The sequence below is a fragment of the Escherichia coli DSM 30083 = JCM 1649 = ATCC 11775 genome (assembly GCF_003697165.2).
GTDB classification, from domain to species: Bacteria; Pseudomonadota; Gammaproteobacteria; order Enterobacterales; family Enterobacteriaceae; genus Escherichia; species Escherichia coli.
The window spans coordinates 4,363,431-4,382,564 of record NZ_CP033092.2; the positions used below are offsets into that span (position 1 = coordinate 4,363,431).

Annotated in this window: 17 protein-coding genes and 3 pseudogenes; 18 read left to right on the plus strand and 2 right to left on the minus strand. The window is 46.8% G+C overall.

Annotated elements, in window-relative coordinates; all coding sequences use genetic code 11:
* Positions 1–346: 346 nt before the first annotated feature.
* Both EAS44_RS22515 and EAS44_RS22520 read right to left on the minus strand, forming a co-directional pair.
* Positions 347–1,078, minus strand: a complete 732-nt coding sequence (locus tag EAS44_RS22515; RefSeq protein WP_001075472.1) for an inovirus Gp2 family protein — start codon at positions 1,076–1,078, stop codon at positions 347–349.
* A 1,452-nt stretch (positions 1,079–2,530) separates the two neighbouring features.
* The gene (locus EAS44_RS22520; protein WP_001107219.1) at positions 2,531–3,754 is read right to left on the minus strand and encodes a hypothetical protein; all 1,224 of its coding nucleotides are present in this window, start codon (positions 3,752–3,754) and stop codon (positions 2,531–2,533) included.
* A gap of 100 nt (positions 3,755–3,854) precedes the next feature.
* Between EAS44_RS22520 and EAS44_RS22530 the strand changes: the two genes are divergently transcribed.
* From EAS44_RS22530 to dtpC, 18 genes and pseudogenes are all read left to right on the plus strand, one after another.
* Positions 3,855–4,739, plus strand: a complete 885-nt coding sequence (locus EAS44_RS22530) for a GTPase family protein (protein ID WP_001116794.1) — start codon at positions 3,855–3,857, stop codon at positions 4,737–4,739.
* A gap of 202 nt (positions 4,740–4,941) precedes the next feature.
* The gene (locus tag EAS44_RS22535; RefSeq protein WP_001278649.1) at positions 4,942–5,622 is read left to right on the plus strand and encodes a WYL domain-containing protein; all 681 of its coding nucleotides are present in this window, start codon (positions 4,942–4,944) and stop codon (positions 5,620–5,622) included.
* Positions 5,623–5,772: 150 nt separating this feature from the next.
* Positions 5,773–6,450, plus strand: a complete 678-nt coding sequence (locus EAS44_RS22540) for a hypothetical protein (protein WP_001097565.1) — start codon at positions 5,773–5,775, stop codon at positions 6,448–6,450.
* A 5-nt stretch (positions 6,451–6,455) separates the two neighbouring features.
* On the plus strand, positions 6,456–6,689 hold the full coding sequence (locus EAS44_RS22545) for a DUF905 family protein (protein ID WP_000883181.1): 234 nt from the start codon (positions 6,456–6,458) through the stop codon (positions 6,687–6,689).
* Between the two features lie 89 nt (positions 6,690–6,778).
* Positions 6,779–7,597, plus strand: coding sequence for a DUF932 domain-containing protein (locus tag EAS44_RS22550; RefSeq protein WP_001175155.1), 819 nt, complete (start codon positions 6,779–6,781; stop codon positions 7,595–7,597).
* Positions 7,598–7,862: 265 nt separating this feature from the next.
* The gene (locus EAS44_RS22555) at positions 7,863–8,342 is read left to right on the plus strand and encodes an antirestriction protein (protein ID WP_000706978.1); all 480 of its coding nucleotides are present in this window, start codon (positions 7,863–7,865) and stop codon (positions 8,340–8,342) included.
* Positions 8,343–8,356: 14 nt separating this feature from the next.
* Positions 8,357–8,833, plus strand: coding sequence for a JAB domain-containing protein (locus EAS44_RS22560; RefSeq protein ID WP_001186193.1), 477 nt, complete (start codon positions 8,357–8,359; stop codon positions 8,831–8,833).
* Positions 8,834–8,919: 86 nt separating this feature from the next.
* The gene (locus EAS44_RS22565; RefSeq protein ID WP_000692347.1) at positions 8,920–9,141 is read left to right on the plus strand and encodes a DUF987 domain-containing protein; all 222 of its coding nucleotides are present in this window, start codon (positions 8,920–8,922) and stop codon (positions 9,139–9,141) included.
* Between the two features lie 79 nt (positions 9,142–9,220).
* On the plus strand, positions 9,221–9,589 hold the full coding sequence (locus EAS44_RS22570; RefSeq protein ID WP_001285610.1) for a type IV toxin-antitoxin system YeeU family antitoxin: 369 nt from the start codon (positions 9,221–9,223) through the stop codon (positions 9,587–9,589).
* A gap of 88 nt (positions 9,590–9,677) precedes the next feature.
* Complete coding sequence (cbtA, locus tag EAS44_RS22575) at positions 9,678–10,055, plus strand: type IV toxin-antitoxin system cytoskeleton-binding toxin CbtA (RefSeq protein WP_000854820.1); 378 nt, start codon at positions 9,678–9,680, stop codon at positions 10,053–10,055.
* A pseudogene (locus EAS44_RS22580) lies at positions 10,052–10,249 on the plus strand (DUF5983 family protein); the annotation flags it as partial. The gene cbtA and the pseudogene EAS44_RS22580, both read left to right, overlap by 4 nt.
* Positions 10,250–10,276: 27 nt before the next feature.
* Entirely contained in the window at positions 10,277–10,474 is a 198-nt protein-coding gene (locus EAS44_RS22585; protein WP_085949158.1) for a DUF957 domain-containing protein, read from the plus strand.
* Between the two features lie 84 nt (positions 10,475–10,558).
* A pseudogene (locus tag EAS44_RS22590) lies at positions 10,559–11,119 on the plus strand (DUF4942 domain-containing protein); the annotation flags it as partial.
* A 415-nt stretch (positions 11,120–11,534) separates the two neighbouring features.
* Positions 11,535–11,694: pseudogene (locus EAS44_RS25820) on the plus strand (integrase); the annotation flags it as partial.
* 259 nt (positions 11,695–11,953) lie between these two features.
* Positions 11,954–13,492, plus strand: coding sequence for a lysine decarboxylation/transport transcriptional activator CadC (cadC, locus tag EAS44_RS22600; RefSeq protein ID WP_001187191.1), 1,539 nt, complete (start codon positions 11,954–11,956; stop codon positions 13,490–13,492).
* A gap of 365 nt (positions 13,493–13,857) precedes the next feature.
* Entirely contained in the window at positions 13,858–15,192 is a 1,335-nt protein-coding gene (cadB, locus tag EAS44_RS22610; RefSeq protein WP_000092909.1) for a cadaverine/lysine antiporter, read from the plus strand.
* Between the two features lie 79 nt (positions 15,193–15,271).
* The gene (cadA, locus tag EAS44_RS22615; protein ID WP_001296667.1) at positions 15,272–17,419 is read left to right on the plus strand and encodes a lysine decarboxylase CadA; all 2,148 of its coding nucleotides are present in this window, start codon (positions 15,272–15,274) and stop codon (positions 17,417–17,419) included.
* A 58-nt stretch (positions 17,420–17,477) separates the two neighbouring features.
* On the plus strand, positions 17,478–18,935 hold the full coding sequence (gene dtpC, locus EAS44_RS22620) for a dipeptide/tripeptide permease DtpC (RefSeq protein ID WP_000856826.1): 1,458 nt from the start codon (positions 17,478–17,480) through the stop codon (positions 18,933–18,935).
* Positions 18,936–19,134 lie beyond the last annotated feature (199 nt).

Sequence of the window (19,134 nt, forward strand, 5' to 3'; positions counted from 1 at the left end):
AAGATATGCTCCGTTATGCGCAGCCCACAATGCGTCCTGCCCGTGAATAAGCTGACGTGTTATGGTTTGCGGATGGAGTTGATGGAATAAGTGAAGAACCGAAGCAGAACGGGAAGATAAGGGAAAGAACACTGGATGCAGGTTCAGGGGGAATGATCTCCGTTGACTTCGGTTCACATCATTAATCATCCCGGTAAGTTTTTACCGACGGAGTGTTTCCAGGAGCGGAAGCAGATAAAAATACCGTTTCATGACTTCAGGGCTATTAGCAGAAAACGATCTAAGGGCGTTGGCTGACGCCCTTACCGTGACATACACTCTGGTACCGGATGCCGTTTTACAGGGCTCACCTGCCATCCAGTAGACGCCCTACCCCACGACTGCAACCATAATTACGTTGCCCGGAACCGTCATGCTGCTTCGTCTCATATTTCACGAGATAACTGGCTCTGTTCCGGGCTTTCTGCATCGCTTCCACATCACCACGCTTGACCCAGAGCACAGCGGATCCACCAGACTTTTTGTCTGAAGCCTTCCTGGTTTCAGAACATCCACCCGACAAAGGCGTATCATCGGAAGAAGGGCGAGCATCAGATGATGTCGGTTTACGGAAAGGCGTCCGCCTGGAAAAATGAACCAGTCCATTACCCTGCCAGGGCTCGAGATGCAGAGCACTGCACCATGCCAGTTGGATCAGCGTCGCCAGCGAAGAAGGAACGGTGAAATCCCCTGGCGAGCACCAGGTATCTTTGTTGAGCAGTAATATCACGTGATAATGTTTCCTGCCTTTTTCCTTGCCAAACTCCCGACACCAGAAATAACGCAGAGTGGTTGCACGCACACGCTTGTTGGCACGTCGTTTATGTCGCTGGTAAGCCTGAATTTTTGCTTTCAGGGATGCAAAAAAACGAGAAATCACCGCTGAATCTAAATCGGTATCCATGATGGTGGCAGGCATATACTCAGGGAAACGTAAATCCACCCGGATTAACGAGACGGCACGGTGTTGCGCCAGGGCACTGTTGAGAATACTTTCAAAACGGGATAACCAGTAAGCATTGTGTATTGGTTGATTCATGATGAGAGATCTCCGTTGATTTGGATTGACTTCACATCATTAATCACTGCGGTAAAACTTTACGGCATCCCGCCATTGAGCAACGCCAATGGCTCCTGATTAAAACAGAATGAATCCCCCACGAAGAAAAAATAAACCTACACGCAGAGTAAAACACACAACAACGGCATAAATGTTTTTTAAAAACTACAAAGCCTGAAGGGAAACGGATCAACAGAACGCGCAAACAAAACGTCAGAAACGCAATCAGAACGCTTTCTGGCGCTGTAAATCAACAGCAACACCACACCTACAGCTTAACCACACAACTCAATCACAGAGCCGAACAGCGCGATTAAAACCTGTTTACAGACACCCCCGCCCCAAGAACAAAAACCACCAACATCAGAATCGATTTTCTTATACTGAAAACGTTACTTTTAACTACGCTCCATAAAAACGGTTAACCATCGATAACGTAAACCTCATCTGAATCAAAACACCAGAACCAATCATCACGCTTTTCCTGAAAAGAGTCTTGCGCTGAGAAAAAACACCAGGGCCAGTTAATCATCTCATCAATCTCATCGTTACAAAATCATCCATAAAACCATTTAACAAAATCATCGTAAGCACACAGTAAATCACGCCAGGTTATCTCAGCCGGATTTGCGTTTTTACATAAAGACACTTGTCTCAGGTTAACGACTAAAAACACAAAAACTAAGAAAAGGTTAAACGTAACTTCAGAAAAATAGAATATCATCCTGATTACTTAAACAAGAAAAATTGTTTTGTAGCAGCTTTAAACTGATTTTAGCTAACGTAAAGATTTACTAAACTGGATGTGTATCAGATCAAACAATGTGTACAGCAATGCTTAATGAAAACACTTGTAGAATTGTTTATGAAAATGCGTGTATAACACTTAGTGAAGATATGTCTGTATAATACGTATATAGTACCATTCCCGACATTCTCAATATCTTCAGACATCCATGCAGACTGAGTGTTGATTTCAGTTTTTCACGGCCAGCATGGATCTTTACTGGTCAAAAAACAGACATGTTTACTCTGGAATTATTTTTCTGATTCCGTCTTCAGAACAACAAAAACTCGTGATAACTCTACAACAAACTATCGTAATTGGCTTCTGTAACCCCGTCACTTTTCCTAAGAAACGTACCCCCATATGATGCGGGAGAGATAAGTCATCGTATACAGGAAACACTGCCAATCATAATATGGCGTCATTCAGTAATTTTTATCCATAATCAGATTAGCATATCATGATTATTGAATATTATGATATATAGCTCATATGAATGTGTTATTATCTGTAAGCGTTAAGCATCACATTGCATAACCATACTAAGCTGGATAATCATCAACGTTTTTATATGTAACTCATTGAAATTAATTATATGTTTTTTGTGGATAATTAATATGTAATGTGAAATTAATATTTTCACATCATGAGCGCCATTTAAAATTACCATCCTGAATATCATATGACAATATATTTTCACTAAAGCATGAATTGTATATATCTATTAACTCTGGAAAATTATCAGGATTCACCTTCAAATTCACTTGAATGTTACGTTTAATTTCACCCAGCAGTTCTTCATGTGTGGATTTTATTATCCCTTTCTCATAATCGATAAATACACACATGTTCTTTATGAATTCAAAACCTTTTCCTGTATACAGTTTAATGAATGCCACCAGAGCAAACATTTCAAGATATAGCCATAATGCCACGTTAGTTTTTTGCAAAGTATAAAAAATTGAATTCGCCACTCTTTTACTTATTGCTCTTTTATACTGTGATCGGGCAAGATTCAGTAGCGGAAGCTCTCGTTCAATAAATGAATGTGAAAAGACTGGATAAATTGATGTAGGAAACCTTTCAGGTCTTATGATATTTTCTATTTCCACCATAAATCTATCCATAGAAAGAAAGTCACTTTCTTTTTTTATTCTGGTATAGAGACCGCCTTTATTCCTTTCTGAGGTTTGTTTTCGTGCTATCCCCCCCAACACTTTCTCTAATTGTTTATTTATCTTCGTATAATTAAATACAACCATTCTTCTTATCATCCTCGGAAGGATAATAATATCAGTGCTTGAATCACTTGAGCGGCAATTATTATTTATCCATGCAACTTCAAGTTGCAGTATCGGAACATTAACTTTTCTGGGGTGAATATCTCTCTGATATCGTTTTTTGTATGCGTTTTCATTAAGATATTCTCTGCTGTAGAGAAACTTATAGCAATATAATCTGATAATATCTTTTATGTAAAATTTAAATAGTTCACCTGTAACAGATATATGTTTTCTGCTCAGTAACTCCTGTGTATTAAGCCATTCCCGTGACCGAAGCACACCCTTGTGAAAACTTTTTCTTACTTGCTTTGAAGCACGCCATTGGTGTAATATTTTTGCGTCCTCAATAATTCTCTTTCCCGTTTTATTTTTTGCAGCATCTCTTACTCTATAAAATATCTCCCAGTCCAGACTTTTGTCATATCTACTAATTATACGACAAATATTCCTGACCCGACGATTCTCTTTATTTCGCTTCCATAGCTTATAATGATCATCGCATAACCTTAAGGCATTTGCCTCATCAAATTCTGAAACAGGATTACTGCATTTTTTATTCCGACAGATACCTTTGTTTTTAGCCATACTCTTCTTCCCGTCAATGGAAAAATTTTCACACCCATATTACCTGAATGATAAACCGGATTAGTGTGATCCGGTTCAGTGAAATCAACAGGATACCGGTATGCCATTCAGCAATTCTTCCCTCTCCGCGCAAGTGAAATCATATCTGACGTTTCTTCCTGAAGAAATTCGCCAGAAAATCCTTGAACATCTCCACGGTGTTATTCATTACGAGCCCGTGATTGGCATTATGGGTAAATCCGGCACCGGCAAAAGCAGTCTGTGTAATGCCATTTTTCAGTCCCGTATCTGCGCCACGCATCCCCTGAACGGCTGCACCCGCCAGGCTCATCGCCTCACCCTGCAGATTGGTGAACGCAGAATGACGCTGGTCGATCTGCCCGGCATTGGTGAGACACCGCAGCATGATCAGGAATACCGGGAGATTTACCGTCAGTTACTGCCGGAACTGGATCTGATTATCTGGATCCTGCGGGCTGATGAACGTGCGTATGCTGCCGATATTGCCATGCATCAGTTTTTACTGAATGAAGGTGCAGATCCCTCGCGTTTTCTGTTTGTTCTCAGCCATGCCGATCGCGTGTTTCCTGCTGAAGAATGGAATGCCACAGAAAAATGCCCATCCCGTCACCAGGAACTCTCACTGGCAACTGTTACAGCCAGGGTGGCAACCCTGTTCCCGTCATCATTTCCGGTACTCCCCGTTGCTGCGCCTGTCGGCTGGAATCTTCCGGCGTTTGTGTCGCTGATGATCCACGCCCTGCCACCGCAGGCAACCAGTGCGGTTTATTCACATATCCGGGGGGAAAACCGCTCTGAACAGGCCCAGAAACACGCACAACAGACTTTTGGTGACGCCATCGGGAAAAGTTTTGACGACGCCGTTGCCCGGTTCACTTTTCCGGTCTGGATGTTACAGCTTCTGCGTAAAGCCCGGGACCGCATTATCCGCCTGCTGGAAACACTGTGGGATCGTCTGTTCTGACACACTCACGCCGACAGGATGTGTCGCTGGATTAACGAGTATTCTTCTTTTTATGAAATCATCATTAAAAATCAGATAATTAAAGGAATATTTTTTCTGCTGCATTTTATTCCTGATTATTCAGATACGACACATCCTTTCAACACCATGAGGCATAATAACATCATGAAATAAAAGATGTTTTCTTACGGAGTACACATCTATGTCTGATGATCGTTCCCGGCATGATCGTCTGGCGGTTCGCTTATCACTCATTATCAGCCGACTGATGGCCGGAGAATCTCTGTCACTAAAGACACTGTCAGATGAATTTGGCGTTACAGAACGTACTTTACAGCGCGATTTTCATCAGCGTCTGGTTCACCTGGATTTAGAGTACAGAAATGGCAGGTACAGCCTCAGACGACAGAGCAGCCCGTGTGCGATCCCTGAAATGCTTTCTTTTATACAGAATACCGGGATCGCACGGATACTTCCGCTCCGGAACGGACGACTGATAACCTGTCTTACCGACAACCAGGAGCCCTCTCCCTGCCTTATCTGGCTACCGGCGCCGGATATCACTGCAACGTTCCCCGAGTGTTTCTCGCAACTCATCCTGGCAATAAAACAGTGTATCCACATCTCGCTGATGACTGAGCGATGGTATACGTCACTGGAGCCCTGCCGGCTCATTTATTACAGCGGAAGCTGGTATCTGATCGCGTTACAGAAGGGAAAACTGCAGGTCTTTCCCCTGGCAGATATCAAATCAGTCAGCCTGACATCAGAACGGTTTGAACGGAGAGGCCACATCCACAATCTGGTCGCTGAAGAGCGTTTTATCTCCGCCCTGCCACATTTCTCTTTCATCCATAAACTTATCAACACCTTTAACCTGTGATCGCCGGCCTGCCAAAGCCGTCCCGACAGGTATGGAGACAATATGTTGAACAGAAAACTAAATATATGGCTATTACGTCATTTCCTGAACAGTCACTGCATACCTTCCATCATTATCAATAACACCGTACGTTCATTTCAGAGGTCAGTCATGAATACCAGAACTCTTTTTCCCCTGCTTTTCACTGTTGCATCCTTCTCCGCCTCCGCCGGTAACTGGGCTGTCAAAAACGGCTGGTGCCAGACCATGACGGAAGATGGTCAGGCGCTGGTAATGCTGAAAAATGGCACGATTGGTATTACCGGCCTGATGCAGGGATGCCCGAATGGCGTACAGACGCTCCTGGGCAGCCGTATCAGTATTAACGGTAACCTGATCCCCACATCACAAATGTGTAATCAGCAGACGGGATTCAGGGCTGTTGAGGTGGAAGCCGAACAGGCGTCGGAAATGGTCAAAAAAGCCGTTCACTCCATAGCAGAGCGTGATGTGTCCGTTTTACAGGCATTTGGTGTACGAATGGAATTCACCCGCGGTGATATGCTGAAGGTCTGTCCGAAATTTGTCACATCACTTGCCGTTTTTTCCCCGAAACAGACGACCACTATTAATAAAGACTCCGTACTGCAGGCTGCCCGACAGGCATACGCCCGGAAATACGACGAGGAAACAACAGAAACCGCTGATTTTGGCTCTTACGAAGTAAAAGGCAATAAGGTTGAGTTTGAAGTATTCAATCCTGAAGACCGTGCGTACGACAAAGTGACCGTCACGGTTGGTGCTGACGGTAATGCCACCGGCGCCAGCGTTGAATTTATCGGAAAATAGCCGGTATGTTGGACTGTCGCCCTGTTTTATTGCCCGAAGGCCCTTTCTCACGCGAACAGGCGGTTGTCATCACAACAGCTTACCGCAATGTGCTTATTGAAGATGACCAGGGAACGCATTTCCGGCTGGTTATCCGCAATGCCGAAGGGCAGCTACGCTGGCGGTGCTGGAATTTTGAACCTGATGCCGGAAAACAGCTAAATTCGTATCTCGCCAGTGAGGGAATTCTCAGGCAATAAACGTCTTCATTTCATCCATCAGGCCGCGTCTTCTCCGGGAGACGCGGCCTTTTCGTTTATACCGCTAATTCATTCATAAGGAGCAAAGTATGCAATTAGCCAGTCGTTTTGGTCATGTAAATCAGATCCGTCGGGAGCGCCCACTGACACGCGAAGAACTGATGTACCACGTCCCGAGTATTTTTGGAGAAGACCGGCACACCTCCCGCAGTGAACGGTATGCGTACATTCCCACCATCACCGTCCTGGAAAATCTGCAGCGGGAAGGCTTTCAGCCGTTCTTCGCCTGCCAGACCCGTGTGCGCGACCAGAGCCGCCGGGAATATACCAAACATATGCTGCGTCTGCGGCGGGCCGGACAGATAACCGGTCAGCATGTGCCTGAAATTATTCTGCTCAACTCCCATGACGGTTCATCCAGCTACCAGATGTTACCCGGATATTTTCGTGCCATTTGTACCAATGGACTGGTCTGCGGTCAGTCTCTGGGAGAATTGCGTGTTCCACACCGGGGAAATGTGGTGGAGAAAGTTATTGAAGGGGCTTACGAGGTGGTGGGCGTGTTTGACCGGATAGAGGAGAAGCGTGATGCCATGCAGTCGCTGGTCCTGCCGCCACCGACACGCCAGGCGCTGGCACAGGCGGCACTGACTTACCGTTATGGTGACGAACATCAGCCCGTCACCACCGCCGACATTCTGACGCCACGACGCCGGGAGGATTACGGTAAGGACCTGTGGAGTACTTATCAGACCATCCAGGAGAATATGCTAAAAGGCGGAATTTCCGGTCGCAGTGCCAGAGGAAAACGTATCCACACCCGTGCCATTCACAGCATCGACACCGGCATTAAGCTCAATCGCGCATTGTGGGTGATGGCAGAAACGCTACTGGAGAGCCTGCGCTGATGCAATCTGTCCCTGAAGGCGTGATTCAGGCACCAGAATCACCCGACGCCCCGGAGAACTCAGTCTGTGCAGACTGAGTACAGGCAATGGCATCTTCTGGCCATCCGTCTGTGACCGGAACGGTTACGCGTACGGCTGTCCGGAATTTCAGCCGAATATCATTCATCCCTGATATTGCCGGGTCTCACGGTCAGTGATGAACGTGATGTTGTCAGCCCCCGGCCTTTATTTCCTCTCATTTATACACATTGTAAGGATTTCACTCATGAAAATCGTTTCTCAGAACACAACTGCTCTTTCTTCAGCCACAGCACCAGGGAATAACCAGCCCCAACTGGTTGCTACTCCCGTCCCTGATGAACAACGTATCAGCTTCTGGCCGCAGCATTTTGGCCTCATTCCACAGTGGGTGACCCTGGAGCCCCGTGTCTTCGGCTGGATGGACCGTCTGTGCGAAGACTACTGCGGGGGCATCTGGAATCTGTACACCCTGAACAACGGTGGCGCATTTATGGCACCTGAACCGGATGACGATGATGACGAAACATGGGTACTGTTCAATGCCATGAACGGTAACCGCGCTGAAATGAGTCCGGAAGCTGCCGGTATTGCCGCCTGTCTGATGACGTACAGCCATCATGCCTGTCGTACGGAATGTTATGCCATGACGGTCCATTATTACCGGCTGCGGGATTACGCCCTGCAGCATCCGGAATGCAGCGCCATTATGCGCATCATTGACTGAAAGGGGCCGGAACAATGCAACAGATTTCCTTTCTGCCCGGAGAAATGACGCCCGGTGAGCGCAGCCTCATTCAACGGGCCCTGAAAACCCTGGACCGCCATCTTCATGAACCCGGCGTGGCCTTCACCTCCACCCGTGCGGCACGAGAATGGCTGATTCTGAACATGGCGGGACTGGAGCGGGAAGAGTTCCGGGTGCTGTATCTGAACAACCAGAATCAGCTGATTGCCGGTGAAACCCTCTTCACCGGCACCATCAACCGCACGGAAGTCCATCCCCGGGAAGTGATTAAACGCGCCCTGTATCACAATGCCGCTGCTGTGGTGCTGGCACACAATCACCCGTCCGGTGAAGTCACACCCAGCAAGGCAGACCGCCTTATCACGGAACGTCTGGTACAGGCACTGGGCCTGGTGGATATCCGGGTGCCGGACCATCTGATAGTCGGTGGCAGCCAGGTTTTCTCCTTTGCGGAACACGGTCTGCTTTAACCCGTCACCGTCACAATCACCTTCATATCACTTCAGTTTCTCTTTCTCAGCTGTTTCTTACTTTCACATTCAGGAGGACTATTCTCATGAAAATCATCACCCGTGGTGAAGCCATGCGTATTCACCGTCAGCATCCTGCATCCCGTCTTTTTCCGTTCTGTACCGGTAAATACCGCTGGCACGGTAGCACGGATACATATACCGGCCGTGAAGTACAGGATATTCCCTGTGTGCTGGCCGTGTTTGCAGAACGCCGGAAGGACAGTTTTGGTCCGTATGTCCGGCTGATGAGCGTCACCCTGAACTGAGTCTGGAAGGGCATTCAGAAGAGCAGAATTATCGCCACCACCGGACCATTCTTAACCAATTTTCTGTGAGGATTTTATCGTGTCAGACACACTCCCCGGGACAACGCTTCCCGACGACAATAACGACCGTACCTGGTGGGGACTGCCCTGCACCGTGACGCCCTGTTTTGGTGCCCGTCTGGTACAGGAAGGCAACCGGTTGCATTACCTTGCCGACCGCGCCGGTATCAGAGGGCGGTTCAGCGACGCGGATTCGTACCACCTGGACCAGGCCTTTCCGCTGCTGATGAAACAACTGGAACTCATGCTCACCAGCGGTGAACTGAATCCCCGCCATCAGCATACCGTCACGCTGTATGCAAAAGGGCTGACCTGCGAAGCCGACACCCTCGGCAGTTGTGGCTACGTTTATATGGCTGTTTATCCGACGCCCGAAACGAAAAAGTAACTCTCCAGAATAACCTTCTGCTCGGCCTGGTGCTTTCACCACGCCACTTTTCCATTTTTCATCTCTGCATATCAGGAAAATCTTCAGTATGAAAACATTACCTGTATTACCCGGGCAGGCGGCCAGTTCACGCCCGTCTCCGGTTGAAATCTGGCAGACACTGCTCACCCGACTGCTGGATCAGCACTACGGCCTTACGCTGAATGACACACCGTTCGCTGATGAACGTGTGATTGAGCAGCATATTGAGGCAGGCATTTCACTGTGCGATGCGGTGAACTTTCTCGTTGAAAAATACGCACTGGTACGTACCGACCAGCCGGGATTCAGCGCCTGTACCCGTTCTCAGTTAATAAACAGTATTGATATCCTCCGGGCTCGCAGGGCGACCGGCCTGATGACCCGCGACAATTACAGAACGGTAAATAATATTATCCTGGGTAAGCACCCGGAGGTGAAACAATGAAACTTTCCCTGACGCCGGAAGCCGACAGCGTTAACGTACAGGCACTGAATATGGGGCGAATTGTCGTTGACATTGATGGTGTTAATCTCGCTGAACTGATTAATAAGGCCGCTGAAAACGGTGATTCACTCCGCGTGGTGGATGACCGTGACTCTACCGAAACACCGGCAACTTATGCCAGCCCTCATCAGTTGCCGGAAGACAATACAGTGATACAGAGCGTGATGCCATTAACCACTGAAACAGCGCTGGATATCCTCATTGCGTGGCTGCAGGACAATATCGACTGCGGGTCCGGAATTATTTTCGACAACGATGAGGATAAAACGGATTCGGCAGCACTGCTGCCCTGTATTGAACAGGCCAGGGAGGATATCCGTACCCTGCACCAACTGCAACTTATGCACCAGAACCGGTGAATCTCACTCACCAGACTCCATTCTCCTGACGCCAGCCTGAACAGGGCTGGCGTTTTCGTTTATAAACAGAAAGGAAACCTCATAATGTCAGATATCACAATCCCCCACCCGAACGCGGTCAACGGGCATACAGCCGTTATCTGTTCCACAAGTATCAGACACATCCTGGCTGTACGAAAGAGTACACTACTGCAAATCGACACGCTTATCCGGCAACTGACAGAAATCTCAGCACTGACGGAAAATATTGGCGGTAAAGCCGCCCCGGACTGGGCGATGAAACAGAATTTTCGCTGTGGTTGCTGGATGATGGAGAAACCAGAAACAGCAATGAAAGCCATTACCCGGAATCTTGAGCGCGAAATCTGGCGTAACCTGATGCAGCGTTCCGGGATGTTTTCCTTAATGGATGCACAGGCACGTGATACAGGGTTCAGGTCACTGGAATATGATAATTTTCCGGAAATCAGCGAAGCGAACATTCTGAGCACATTTAAACAACTGCACCAGAATAAGGATGAGCTGTTTGAGCGGGGGGAGATCAATGCCTTCAGAGGACTGAGCCGGGATTACAAAACCAGGCCGCCCTGCAAATTTAGTAATAAAATTATCATCAACAACCTGGTGAGATGGGACCGGTGGGGATAATGAGATGGTCCTCCCACCTTAACAGTAGTACGCTGTTAAGGTGAATCCCTTTATGCGTCCCCCTTTTCACCTCATCTTCCAACTCCCGGGTTTGATTCCTTTTTCACAGCAAAAGGGACTGAGGGTACAAAAGAGGGTACATTTTTCACCAAACCAAATAAATCACATCAATATCAATATGATAAATAAAATATTCGATTCCGAGTCCGGCACCAAATTCATATAAACGGACCTCCACGGAGGTCCGTTTTTCGTTTCAGGACGCCACGATTTAAGCGTCCTGCCGCCAAATCAATTCTACCGAACTCAACCAGATTCTCCCCACATCACCAGCAATTTGCGGGCATATCCCAATTCGGGAAAATTTGTTTCTGAGCTATAGCGCTGACTGACGTGAAATGTCGTGCGGCCCCGTGATGCTGTTGAACGTCAAATGACGTCATCAGGAGCGTAACGCACCCATAAAGCACAACATCGGGCAGAACGCCAACTGATGAGATTTTCTGAATGAGAACAAAGAGAAATGTATCAGTCCGTTTGCTCATGCAAAGACTAACAATCCATTAAAATAGTAAGCGCTCCGGACAATTTTTCATGGATTATTTTCTGAACATTTTTCTTTGGCAAAGATGATGAATTTTGATGGTAAGGAAAATTACTTCTGGTTCTCAGTAAAATCCTTTCGTAATACTATGTAATCAAGAAGTTTATGGCGGGTAAAAATAACGTCCTACATTCACCAATAATATGTAAATAAACCCATCTATAGATGGAAAAAATAGGTTATGGCAATTATCATTGCATCATTCCCTTTTCGAATGAGTTTCTATTATGCAACAACCTGTAGTTCGCGTTGGCGAATGGCTTGTTACTCCGTCCATAAACCAAATTAGCCGCAATGGGCGTCAACTTACCCTTGAGCCGAGATTAATCGATCTTCTGGTTTTCTTTGCTCAACACAGTGGCGAAGTACTTAGCAGGGATGAACTTATCGATAATGTCTGGAAGAGAAGTATTGTCACCAATCACGTTGTGACGCAGAGTATCTCAGAACTACGTAAGTCATTAAAAGATAATGATGAAGATAGTCCTGTCTATATCGCTACTGTACCAAAGCGCGGCTATAAATTAATGGTGCCGGTTATCTGGTACAGCGAAGAAGAGGGAGAGGAAATAATGCTATCTTCGCCTCCCCCTATACCAGAGGCGGTTCCTGCCACAGATTCTCCCTCCCACAGTCTTAACATTCAAAACACCACAACGCCACCTGAACAATCCCCAGTTAAAAGCAAACGATTCACTACCTTTTGGGTATGGTTTTTTTTCCTGTTGTCGTTAGGTATCTGTGTCGCACTGGTAGCGTTTTCAAGTCTTGAAACACGTCTTCCTATGAGTAAATCGCGCATTTTGCTCAATCCACGCGATATTGACATTAATATGGTTAATAAGAGTTGTAACAGCTGGAGTTCTCCGTATCAGCTCTCTTACGCGATAGGCGTGGGTGATTTGGTGGCGACATCACTTAACACCTTCTCCACCTTTATGGTGCATGACAAAATCAACTACAACATTGATGAACCGAGCAGTTCCGGTAAAACATTATCTATTGCGTTTGTTAATCAGCGCCAATACCGTGCTCAACAATGCTTTATGTCGGTAAAATTGGTAGACAATGCAGATGGTTCAACCATGCTGGATAAACGTTATGTCATCACTAACGGTAATCAGCTGGCGATTCAAAATGATTTGCTCCAGAGTTTATCAAAAGCGTTAAACCAACCGTGGCCACAACGAATGCAGGAGATGCTCCAGCAAATTTTGCCGCATCGTGGTGCGTTATTAACTAATTTTTATCAGGCACATGATTATTTACTGCATGGTGATGATAAATCATTGGATCGTGCCAGTGAATTATTAGGTGAGATTGTTCAATCATCCCCAGAATTTACCTACGCGAGAGCAGAAAAAGCATTAGTTGATATCGTGCGCCATTCTCAACATCCTTTAGACGAAAAACAATTAGCAGCACTGAACACAGAAATAGATAACATTGTTACACTGCCGGAATTGAACAACCTGTCCATTATATATCAAATAAAAGCGGTCAGTGCCCTGGTAAAAGGTAAAACAGATGAGTCTTATCAGGCGATAAATACCGGCATTGATCTTGAAATGTCCTGGCTAAATTATGTGTTGCTTGGCAAGGTTTATGAAATGAAGGGGATGAACCGGGAAGCAGCTGATGCATATCTCACCGCCTTTAATTTACGCCCAGGGGCAAACACCCTTTACTGGATTGAAAATGGTATATTCCAGACTTCTGTTCCTTATGTTGTACCTTATCTCGACAAATTTCTCGCTTCAGAATAAGTAACTCCCGGGTTGATTCATGCTCGGGAATATTTGTTGTTGAGTTTTTGTATGTTCCCGTTGGTATAATATGTTGCGGCAATTTATTTGCCGCATAATTTTTATTACATAAATTTAACCAGAGAATGTCACGCAATGCATTGTAAACATTGAATGTTTATCTTTTCATGATATCAACTTGCGATCCTGATGTGTTAATAAAAAACCTCAAGTTCTCACTTACAGAAACTTTTGTGTTATTTCACCTAATCTTTAGGATTAATCCTTTTTTCGTGAGTAATCTTAGCGCCAGTTTGGTCTGGTCAGGAAATAGTTATACATCATGACCCGGACTCCAAATTCAAAAATGAAATTAGGAGAAGAGCATGAGTTCTGCCAAGAAGATCGGGCTATTTGCCTGTACCGGTGTTGTTGCCGGTAATATGATGGGGAGCGGTATTGCATTATTACCTGCGAACCTAGCAAGTATCGGTGGTATTGCTATCTGGGGTTGGATTATCTCTATTATTGGTGCAATGTCGCTGGCATATGTATATGCCCGACTGGCAACAAAAAACCCGCAACAAGGTGGCCCAATTGCGTATGCCGGAGAAATTTCCCCTGCATTTGGTTTTCAGACAGGTGTTCTTTATTACCATGCTAACTGGATTGGTAACCTGGCAATTGGTATTACCGCTGTATCTTATCTTTCCACCTTCTTCCCAGTATTAAATGATCCTGTTCCGGCGGGTATCGCCTGTATTGCTATCGTCTGGGTATTTACCTTTGTGAATATGCTCGGCGGTACCTGGGTAAGCCGTTTAACCACGATTGGTCTGGTGCTGGTTCTTATTCCTGTGGTGATGACTGCTATTGTTGGCTGGCATTGGTTTGATGCAGCAACTTATGCAGCTAACTGGAATACTGCGGATACCACTGATGGTCATGCGATCATTAAAAGTATTCTGCTCTGCCTGTGGGCCTTCGTGGGTGTTGAATCCGCAGCAGTAAGTACTGGTATGGTTAAAAACCCGAAACGTACCGTTCCGCTGGCAACCATGCTGGGTACTGGTTTAGCAGGTATTGTTTACATCGCTGCGACTCAGGTGCTTTCCGGTATGTATCCGTCTTCTGTAATGGCGGCTTCCGGTGCTCCGTTTGCAATCAGTGCTTCAACTATCCTCGGTAACTGGGCTGCGCCACTGGTTTCTGCATTCACCGCCTTTGCGTGCCTGACTTCTCTGGGCTCCTGGATGATGTTGGTAGGCCAGGCAGGTGTACGTGCCGCTAACGACGGTAACTTCCCGAAAGTTTATGGTGAAGTCGACAGCAACGGTATTCCGAAAAAAGGTCTGCTGCTGGCTGCAGTGAAAATGACTGCCCTGATGATCCTCATCACTCTGATGAACTCTGCCGGTGGTAAAGCCTCTGACCTGTTCGGTGAACTGACCGGTATCGCAGTACTGCTGACTATGCTGCCGTACTTCTACTCTTGCGTTGACCTGATTCGTTTTGAAGGCGTTAACATCCGCAACTTTGTCAGCCTGATCTGCTCTGTACTGGGTTGCGTGTTCTGCTTCATCGCGCTGATGGGCGCAAGCTCCTTCGAGCTGGCAGGTACCTTCATCGTCAGCCTGATTATCCTGATGTTCTACGCTCGCAAAATGCACGAGCGCCAGAGCCACTCAATGGATAACCACACAGCGTCTAACGCACATTAATTAAAAGTATTTTCCGAGGCTCCTCCTTTCATTTTGTCCCATGTGTTGGGAGGGGCCTTTTTTACCTGGAGATATGACTATGAACGTTATTGCAATATTGAATCACATGGGGGTTTATTTTAAAGAAGAACCCATCCGTGAACTTCATCGCGCGCTTGAACGTCTGAACTTCCAGATTGTTTACCCGAACGACCGTGACGACTTATTAAAACTGATCGAAAACAATGCGCGTCTGTGCGGCGTTATTTTTGACTGGGATAAATATAATCTCGAGCTGTGCGAAGAAATTAGCAAAATGAACGAGAACCTGCCGTTGTACGCGTTCGCTAATACGTATTCCACTCTCGATGTAAGCCTGAATGACCTGCGTTTACAGATTAGCTTCTTTGAATATGCGCTGGGTGCTGCTGATGATATTGCTAACAAGATCAAGCAGACCACTGACGAATATATCAACACTATTCTGCCTCCGCTGACCAAAGCACTGTTTAAATATGTTCGTGAAGGTAAATATACTTTCTGTACTCCTGGTCACATGGGTGGTACTGCATTCCAGAAAAGCCCGGTAGGTAGCCTGTTCTATGATTTCTTTGGTCCGAACACCATGAAATCTGATATTTCCATTTCAGTATCTGAATTGGGTTCTCTGCTGGATCACAGTGGTCCACACAAAGAAGCAGAACAGTATATCGCTCGCGTCTTTAACGCAGACCGCAGCTACATGGTGACCAACGGTACTTCCACTGCGAACAAAATTGTTGGTATGTACTCTGCTCCGGCAGGCAGCACCATTCTGATTGACCGTAACTGCCACAAATCGCTGACCCACCTGATGATGATGAGCGATGTTACGCCAATCTATTTCCGCCCGACCCGTAACGCTTACGGTATTCTTGGTGGTATCCCACAGAGTGAATTCCAGCACGCTACCATTGCTAAGCGCGTGAAAGAAACACCAAACGCAACCTGGCCGGTACATGCTGTAATTACCAACTCTACCTATGATGGTCTGCTGTACAACACCGACTTCATCAAGAAAACACTGGATGTGAAATCCATCCACTTTGACTCCGCGTGGGTGCCTTACACCAACTTCTCACCGATTTACGAAGGTAAATGCGGTATGAGCGGTGGCCGTGTAGAAGGGAAAGTGATTTACGAAACCCAGTCTACTCACAAACTGCTGGCGGCGTTCTCTCAGGCTTCCATGATCCACGTTAAAGGTGACGTAAACGAAGAAACCTTTAACGAAGCCTACATGATGCACACCACCACCTCTCCGCACTACGGTATCGTGGCGTCCACTGAAACCGCTGCGGCGATGATGAAAGGCAATGCAGGTAAACGTCTGATCAATGGTTCCATTGAACGTGCGATCAAATTCCGTAAAGAGATCAAACGTCTGAGAACGGAATCTGATGGCTGGTTCTTTGATGTATGGCAGCCGGATCATATCGATACGACTGAATGCTGGCCGCTGCGTTCTGACAGCACCTGGCACGGCTTCAAAAACATCGATAACGAGCACATGTATCTTGACCCGATCAAAGTCACCCTGCTGACTCCGGGGATGGAAAAAGACGGCACCATGAGCGACTTTGGTATTCCGGCCAGCATCGTGGCGAAATACCTCGACGAACATGGCATCGTTGTTGAGAAAACCGGTCCGTATAACCTGCTGTTCCTGTTCAGCATCGGTATCGATAAGACCAAAGCACTGAGCCTGCTGCGTGCTCTGACTGACTTCAAACGTGCGTTCGATCTGAACCTGCGTGTGAAAAACATGCTGCCGTCTCTGTATCGTGAAGATCCTGAATTCTATGAAAACATGCGTATTCAGGAACTGGCTCAGAATATCCACAAACTGATTGTTCACCACAATCTGCCGGATCTGATGTATCGCGCATTTGAAGTTCTGCCGACTATGGTAATGACTCCGTATGCTGCGTTCCAGAAAGAGCTGCACGGTATGACCGAAGAAGTTTACCTCGACGAAATGGTAGGTCGTATTAACGCCAATATGATCCTTCCGTATCCGCCGGGAGTTCCTCTGGTAATGCCGGGTGAAATGATCACCGAAGAAAGCCGTCCGGTTCTGGAGTTCCTGCAGATGCTGTGTGAAATCGGCGCTCACTATCCGGGCTTTGAAACCGATATTCACGGTGCATACCGTCAGGCTGATGGCCGCTATACCGTTAAGGTATTGAAAGAAGAAAGCAAAAAATAATTAGCTCGTACAAGGGAAGTGGCTTGCCACTTCCCTTTTTTGCTCATAAGGAGAACACATGAAAACACCCTCACAGCCGCGCGCGATATACTATATCGTGGCGATCCAAATCTGGGAGTACTTCAGTTTTTACGGCATGCGTGCCTTACTCATTCTCTATCTCACCCATCAGCTTGGTTTTGATGATAACCATGCCATCAGCCTGTTCAGCGCATATGCTTCTCTGGTTTACGTTACCCCTATTCTCGGCGGCTGGCTTGCCGACCGCCTGCTCGGCAACCGCACTGCAGTGATTGCCGGCGCGCTGTTAATGACCCTTGGCCATGTGGTGCTGGGCATTGATACAAATTCAACCTTTAGCCTGTATCTGGCGCTGGCAATCATTATTTGTGGCTACGGTTTATTCAAATCAAACATCAGCTGTTTGCTTGGCGAGCTCTACGACGAGAACGATCATCGACGTGATGGCGGTTTTTCGCTGCTGTATGCTGCGGGCAATATCGGTTCTATCGCCGCGCCCATCGCCTGCGGCCTGGCTGCTCAGTGGTATGGATGGCATGTTGGCTTTGCCCTTGCGGGAGGCGGCATGTTTATCGGTTTGTTGATTTTCTTAAGTGGTCATCGTCATTTCCAGTCCACGCGTAGTATGGATAAAAAAGCGCTCACAAGCGTCAAATTTGCCTTACCAGTATGGAGCTGGTTAGTGGTGATGCTCTGTTTAGCCCCAGTATTTTTTACCCTGCTGCTGGAGAACGACTGGTCCGGATATTTGCTGGCGATCGTTTGCCTCATTGCCGCACAAATCATTGCCCGCATGATGATCAAATTCCCCGAACACCGCCGTGCTCTTTGGCAAATTGTATTGTTGATGTTTGTCGGGACGTTGTTCTGGGTACTGGCACAACAGGGCGGCAGTACCATCAGCTTGTTTATCGATCGCTTTGTGAATCGTCAGGCATTCAATATTGAAGTACCTACAGCACTATTCCAGTCGGTGAATGCCATTGCGGTGATGCTCGCTGGGGTTGTTCTGGCCTGGCTGGCGTCGCCAGAAAGCCGCGGCAATTCAGCATTGCGCGTCTGGCTGAAGTTTGCCTTTGGCTTACTGCTGATGGCTTGTGGCTTTATGTTGCTGGCATTTGATGCCCGACATGCAGCGGCTGGCGGTCAAGCGTCAATGGGCGTGATGATATCCGGGCTGGCGCTAATGGGCTTTGCTGAACTCTTTATTGACCCGGTGGCGATTGCGCAAATCACGCGTCTGAAAATGTCTGGCGTATTAACCGGTATTTATATGCTGGCAACAGGCGCAGTCGCCAACTGGCTGGCAGGCGTCGTGGCACAGCAGACGACAGAGTCGCAAATTAGCGGTATGGCAATTGCCGCTTACCAGCGATTCTTTTCTCAGATGGGAGAGTGGACGTTGGCTTGTGTCGCGATCATCGTGGTATTGGCCTTTGCTACCCGTTTTCTGTTTAGCACGCCGACGAATATGATACAGGAGAGCAACGATTAACTGTCGTAAAAACAATTGGTTATGAATAAAATAACTTTCAGTTTATCACACTAGCAAATCGAGATTAATAAGTCATTTAAACCATTTTTATGGTTATTTATTAGTGATATCAACTTGAGGTAAGCGTTAGTTTCGATAAGATAAACTGAGTTATTAATAGTCGAGGCAGATAATACAGTGTACCGATCTGTCTCTTTAT

Bases quoted from the DNA above. Each gene is read 5' to 3' on its own strand.
- EAS44_RS22515 (WP_001075472.1), bottom strand. From the start codon at position 1,078: ATGAATCAACCAATACACAATGCTTACTGGTTATCCCGTTTTGAAAGT.
- EAS44_RS22520 (WP_001107219.1), bottom strand. From the start codon at position 3,754: ATGGCTAAAAACAAAGGTATCTGTCGGAATAAAAAATGCAGTAATCCT.
- EAS44_RS22530 (WP_001116794.1), top strand. From the start codon at position 3,855: ATGCCATTCAGCAATTCTTCCCTCTCCGCGCAAGTGAAATCATATCTG.
- EAS44_RS22535 (WP_001278649.1), top strand. From the start codon at position 4,942: ATGTCTGATGATCGTTCCCGGCATGATCGTCTGGCGGTTCGCTTATCA.
- EAS44_RS22540 (WP_001097565.1), top strand. From the start codon at position 5,773: ATGAATACCAGAACTCTTTTTCCCCTGCTTTTCACTGTTGCATCCTTC.
- EAS44_RS22545 (WP_000883181.1), top strand. From the start codon at position 6,456: ATGTTGGACTGTCGCCCTGTTTTATTGCCCGAAGGCCCTTTCTCACGC.
- EAS44_RS22550 (WP_001175155.1), top strand. From the start codon at position 6,779: ATGCAATTAGCCAGTCGTTTTGGTCATGTAAATCAGATCCGTCGGGAG.
- EAS44_RS22555 (WP_000706978.1), top strand. From the start codon at position 7,863: ATGAAAATCGTTTCTCAGAACACAACTGCTCTTTCTTCAGCCACAGCA.
- EAS44_RS22560 (WP_001186193.1), top strand. From the start codon at position 8,357: ATGCAACAGATTTCCTTTCTGCCCGGAGAAATGACGCCCGGTGAGCGC.
- EAS44_RS22565 (WP_000692347.1), top strand. From the start codon at position 8,920: ATGAAAATCATCACCCGTGGTGAAGCCATGCGTATTCACCGTCAGCAT.
- cbtA (WP_000854820.1), top strand. From the start codon at position 9,678: ATGAAAACATTACCTGTATTACCCGGGCAGGCGGCCAGTTCACGCCCG.
- cadC (WP_001187191.1), top strand. From the start codon at position 11,954: ATGCAACAACCTGTAGTTCGCGTTGGCGAATGGCTTGTTACTCCGTCC.
- cadB (WP_000092909.1), top strand. From the start codon at position 13,858: ATGAGTTCTGCCAAGAAGATCGGGCTATTTGCCTGTACCGGTGTTGTT.
- cadA (WP_001296667.1), top strand. From the start codon at position 15,272: ATGAACGTTATTGCAATATTGAATCACATGGGGGTTTATTTTAAAGAA.
- dtpC (WP_000856826.1), top strand. From the start codon at position 17,478: ATGAAAACACCCTCACAGCCGCGCGCGATATACTATATCGTGGCGATC.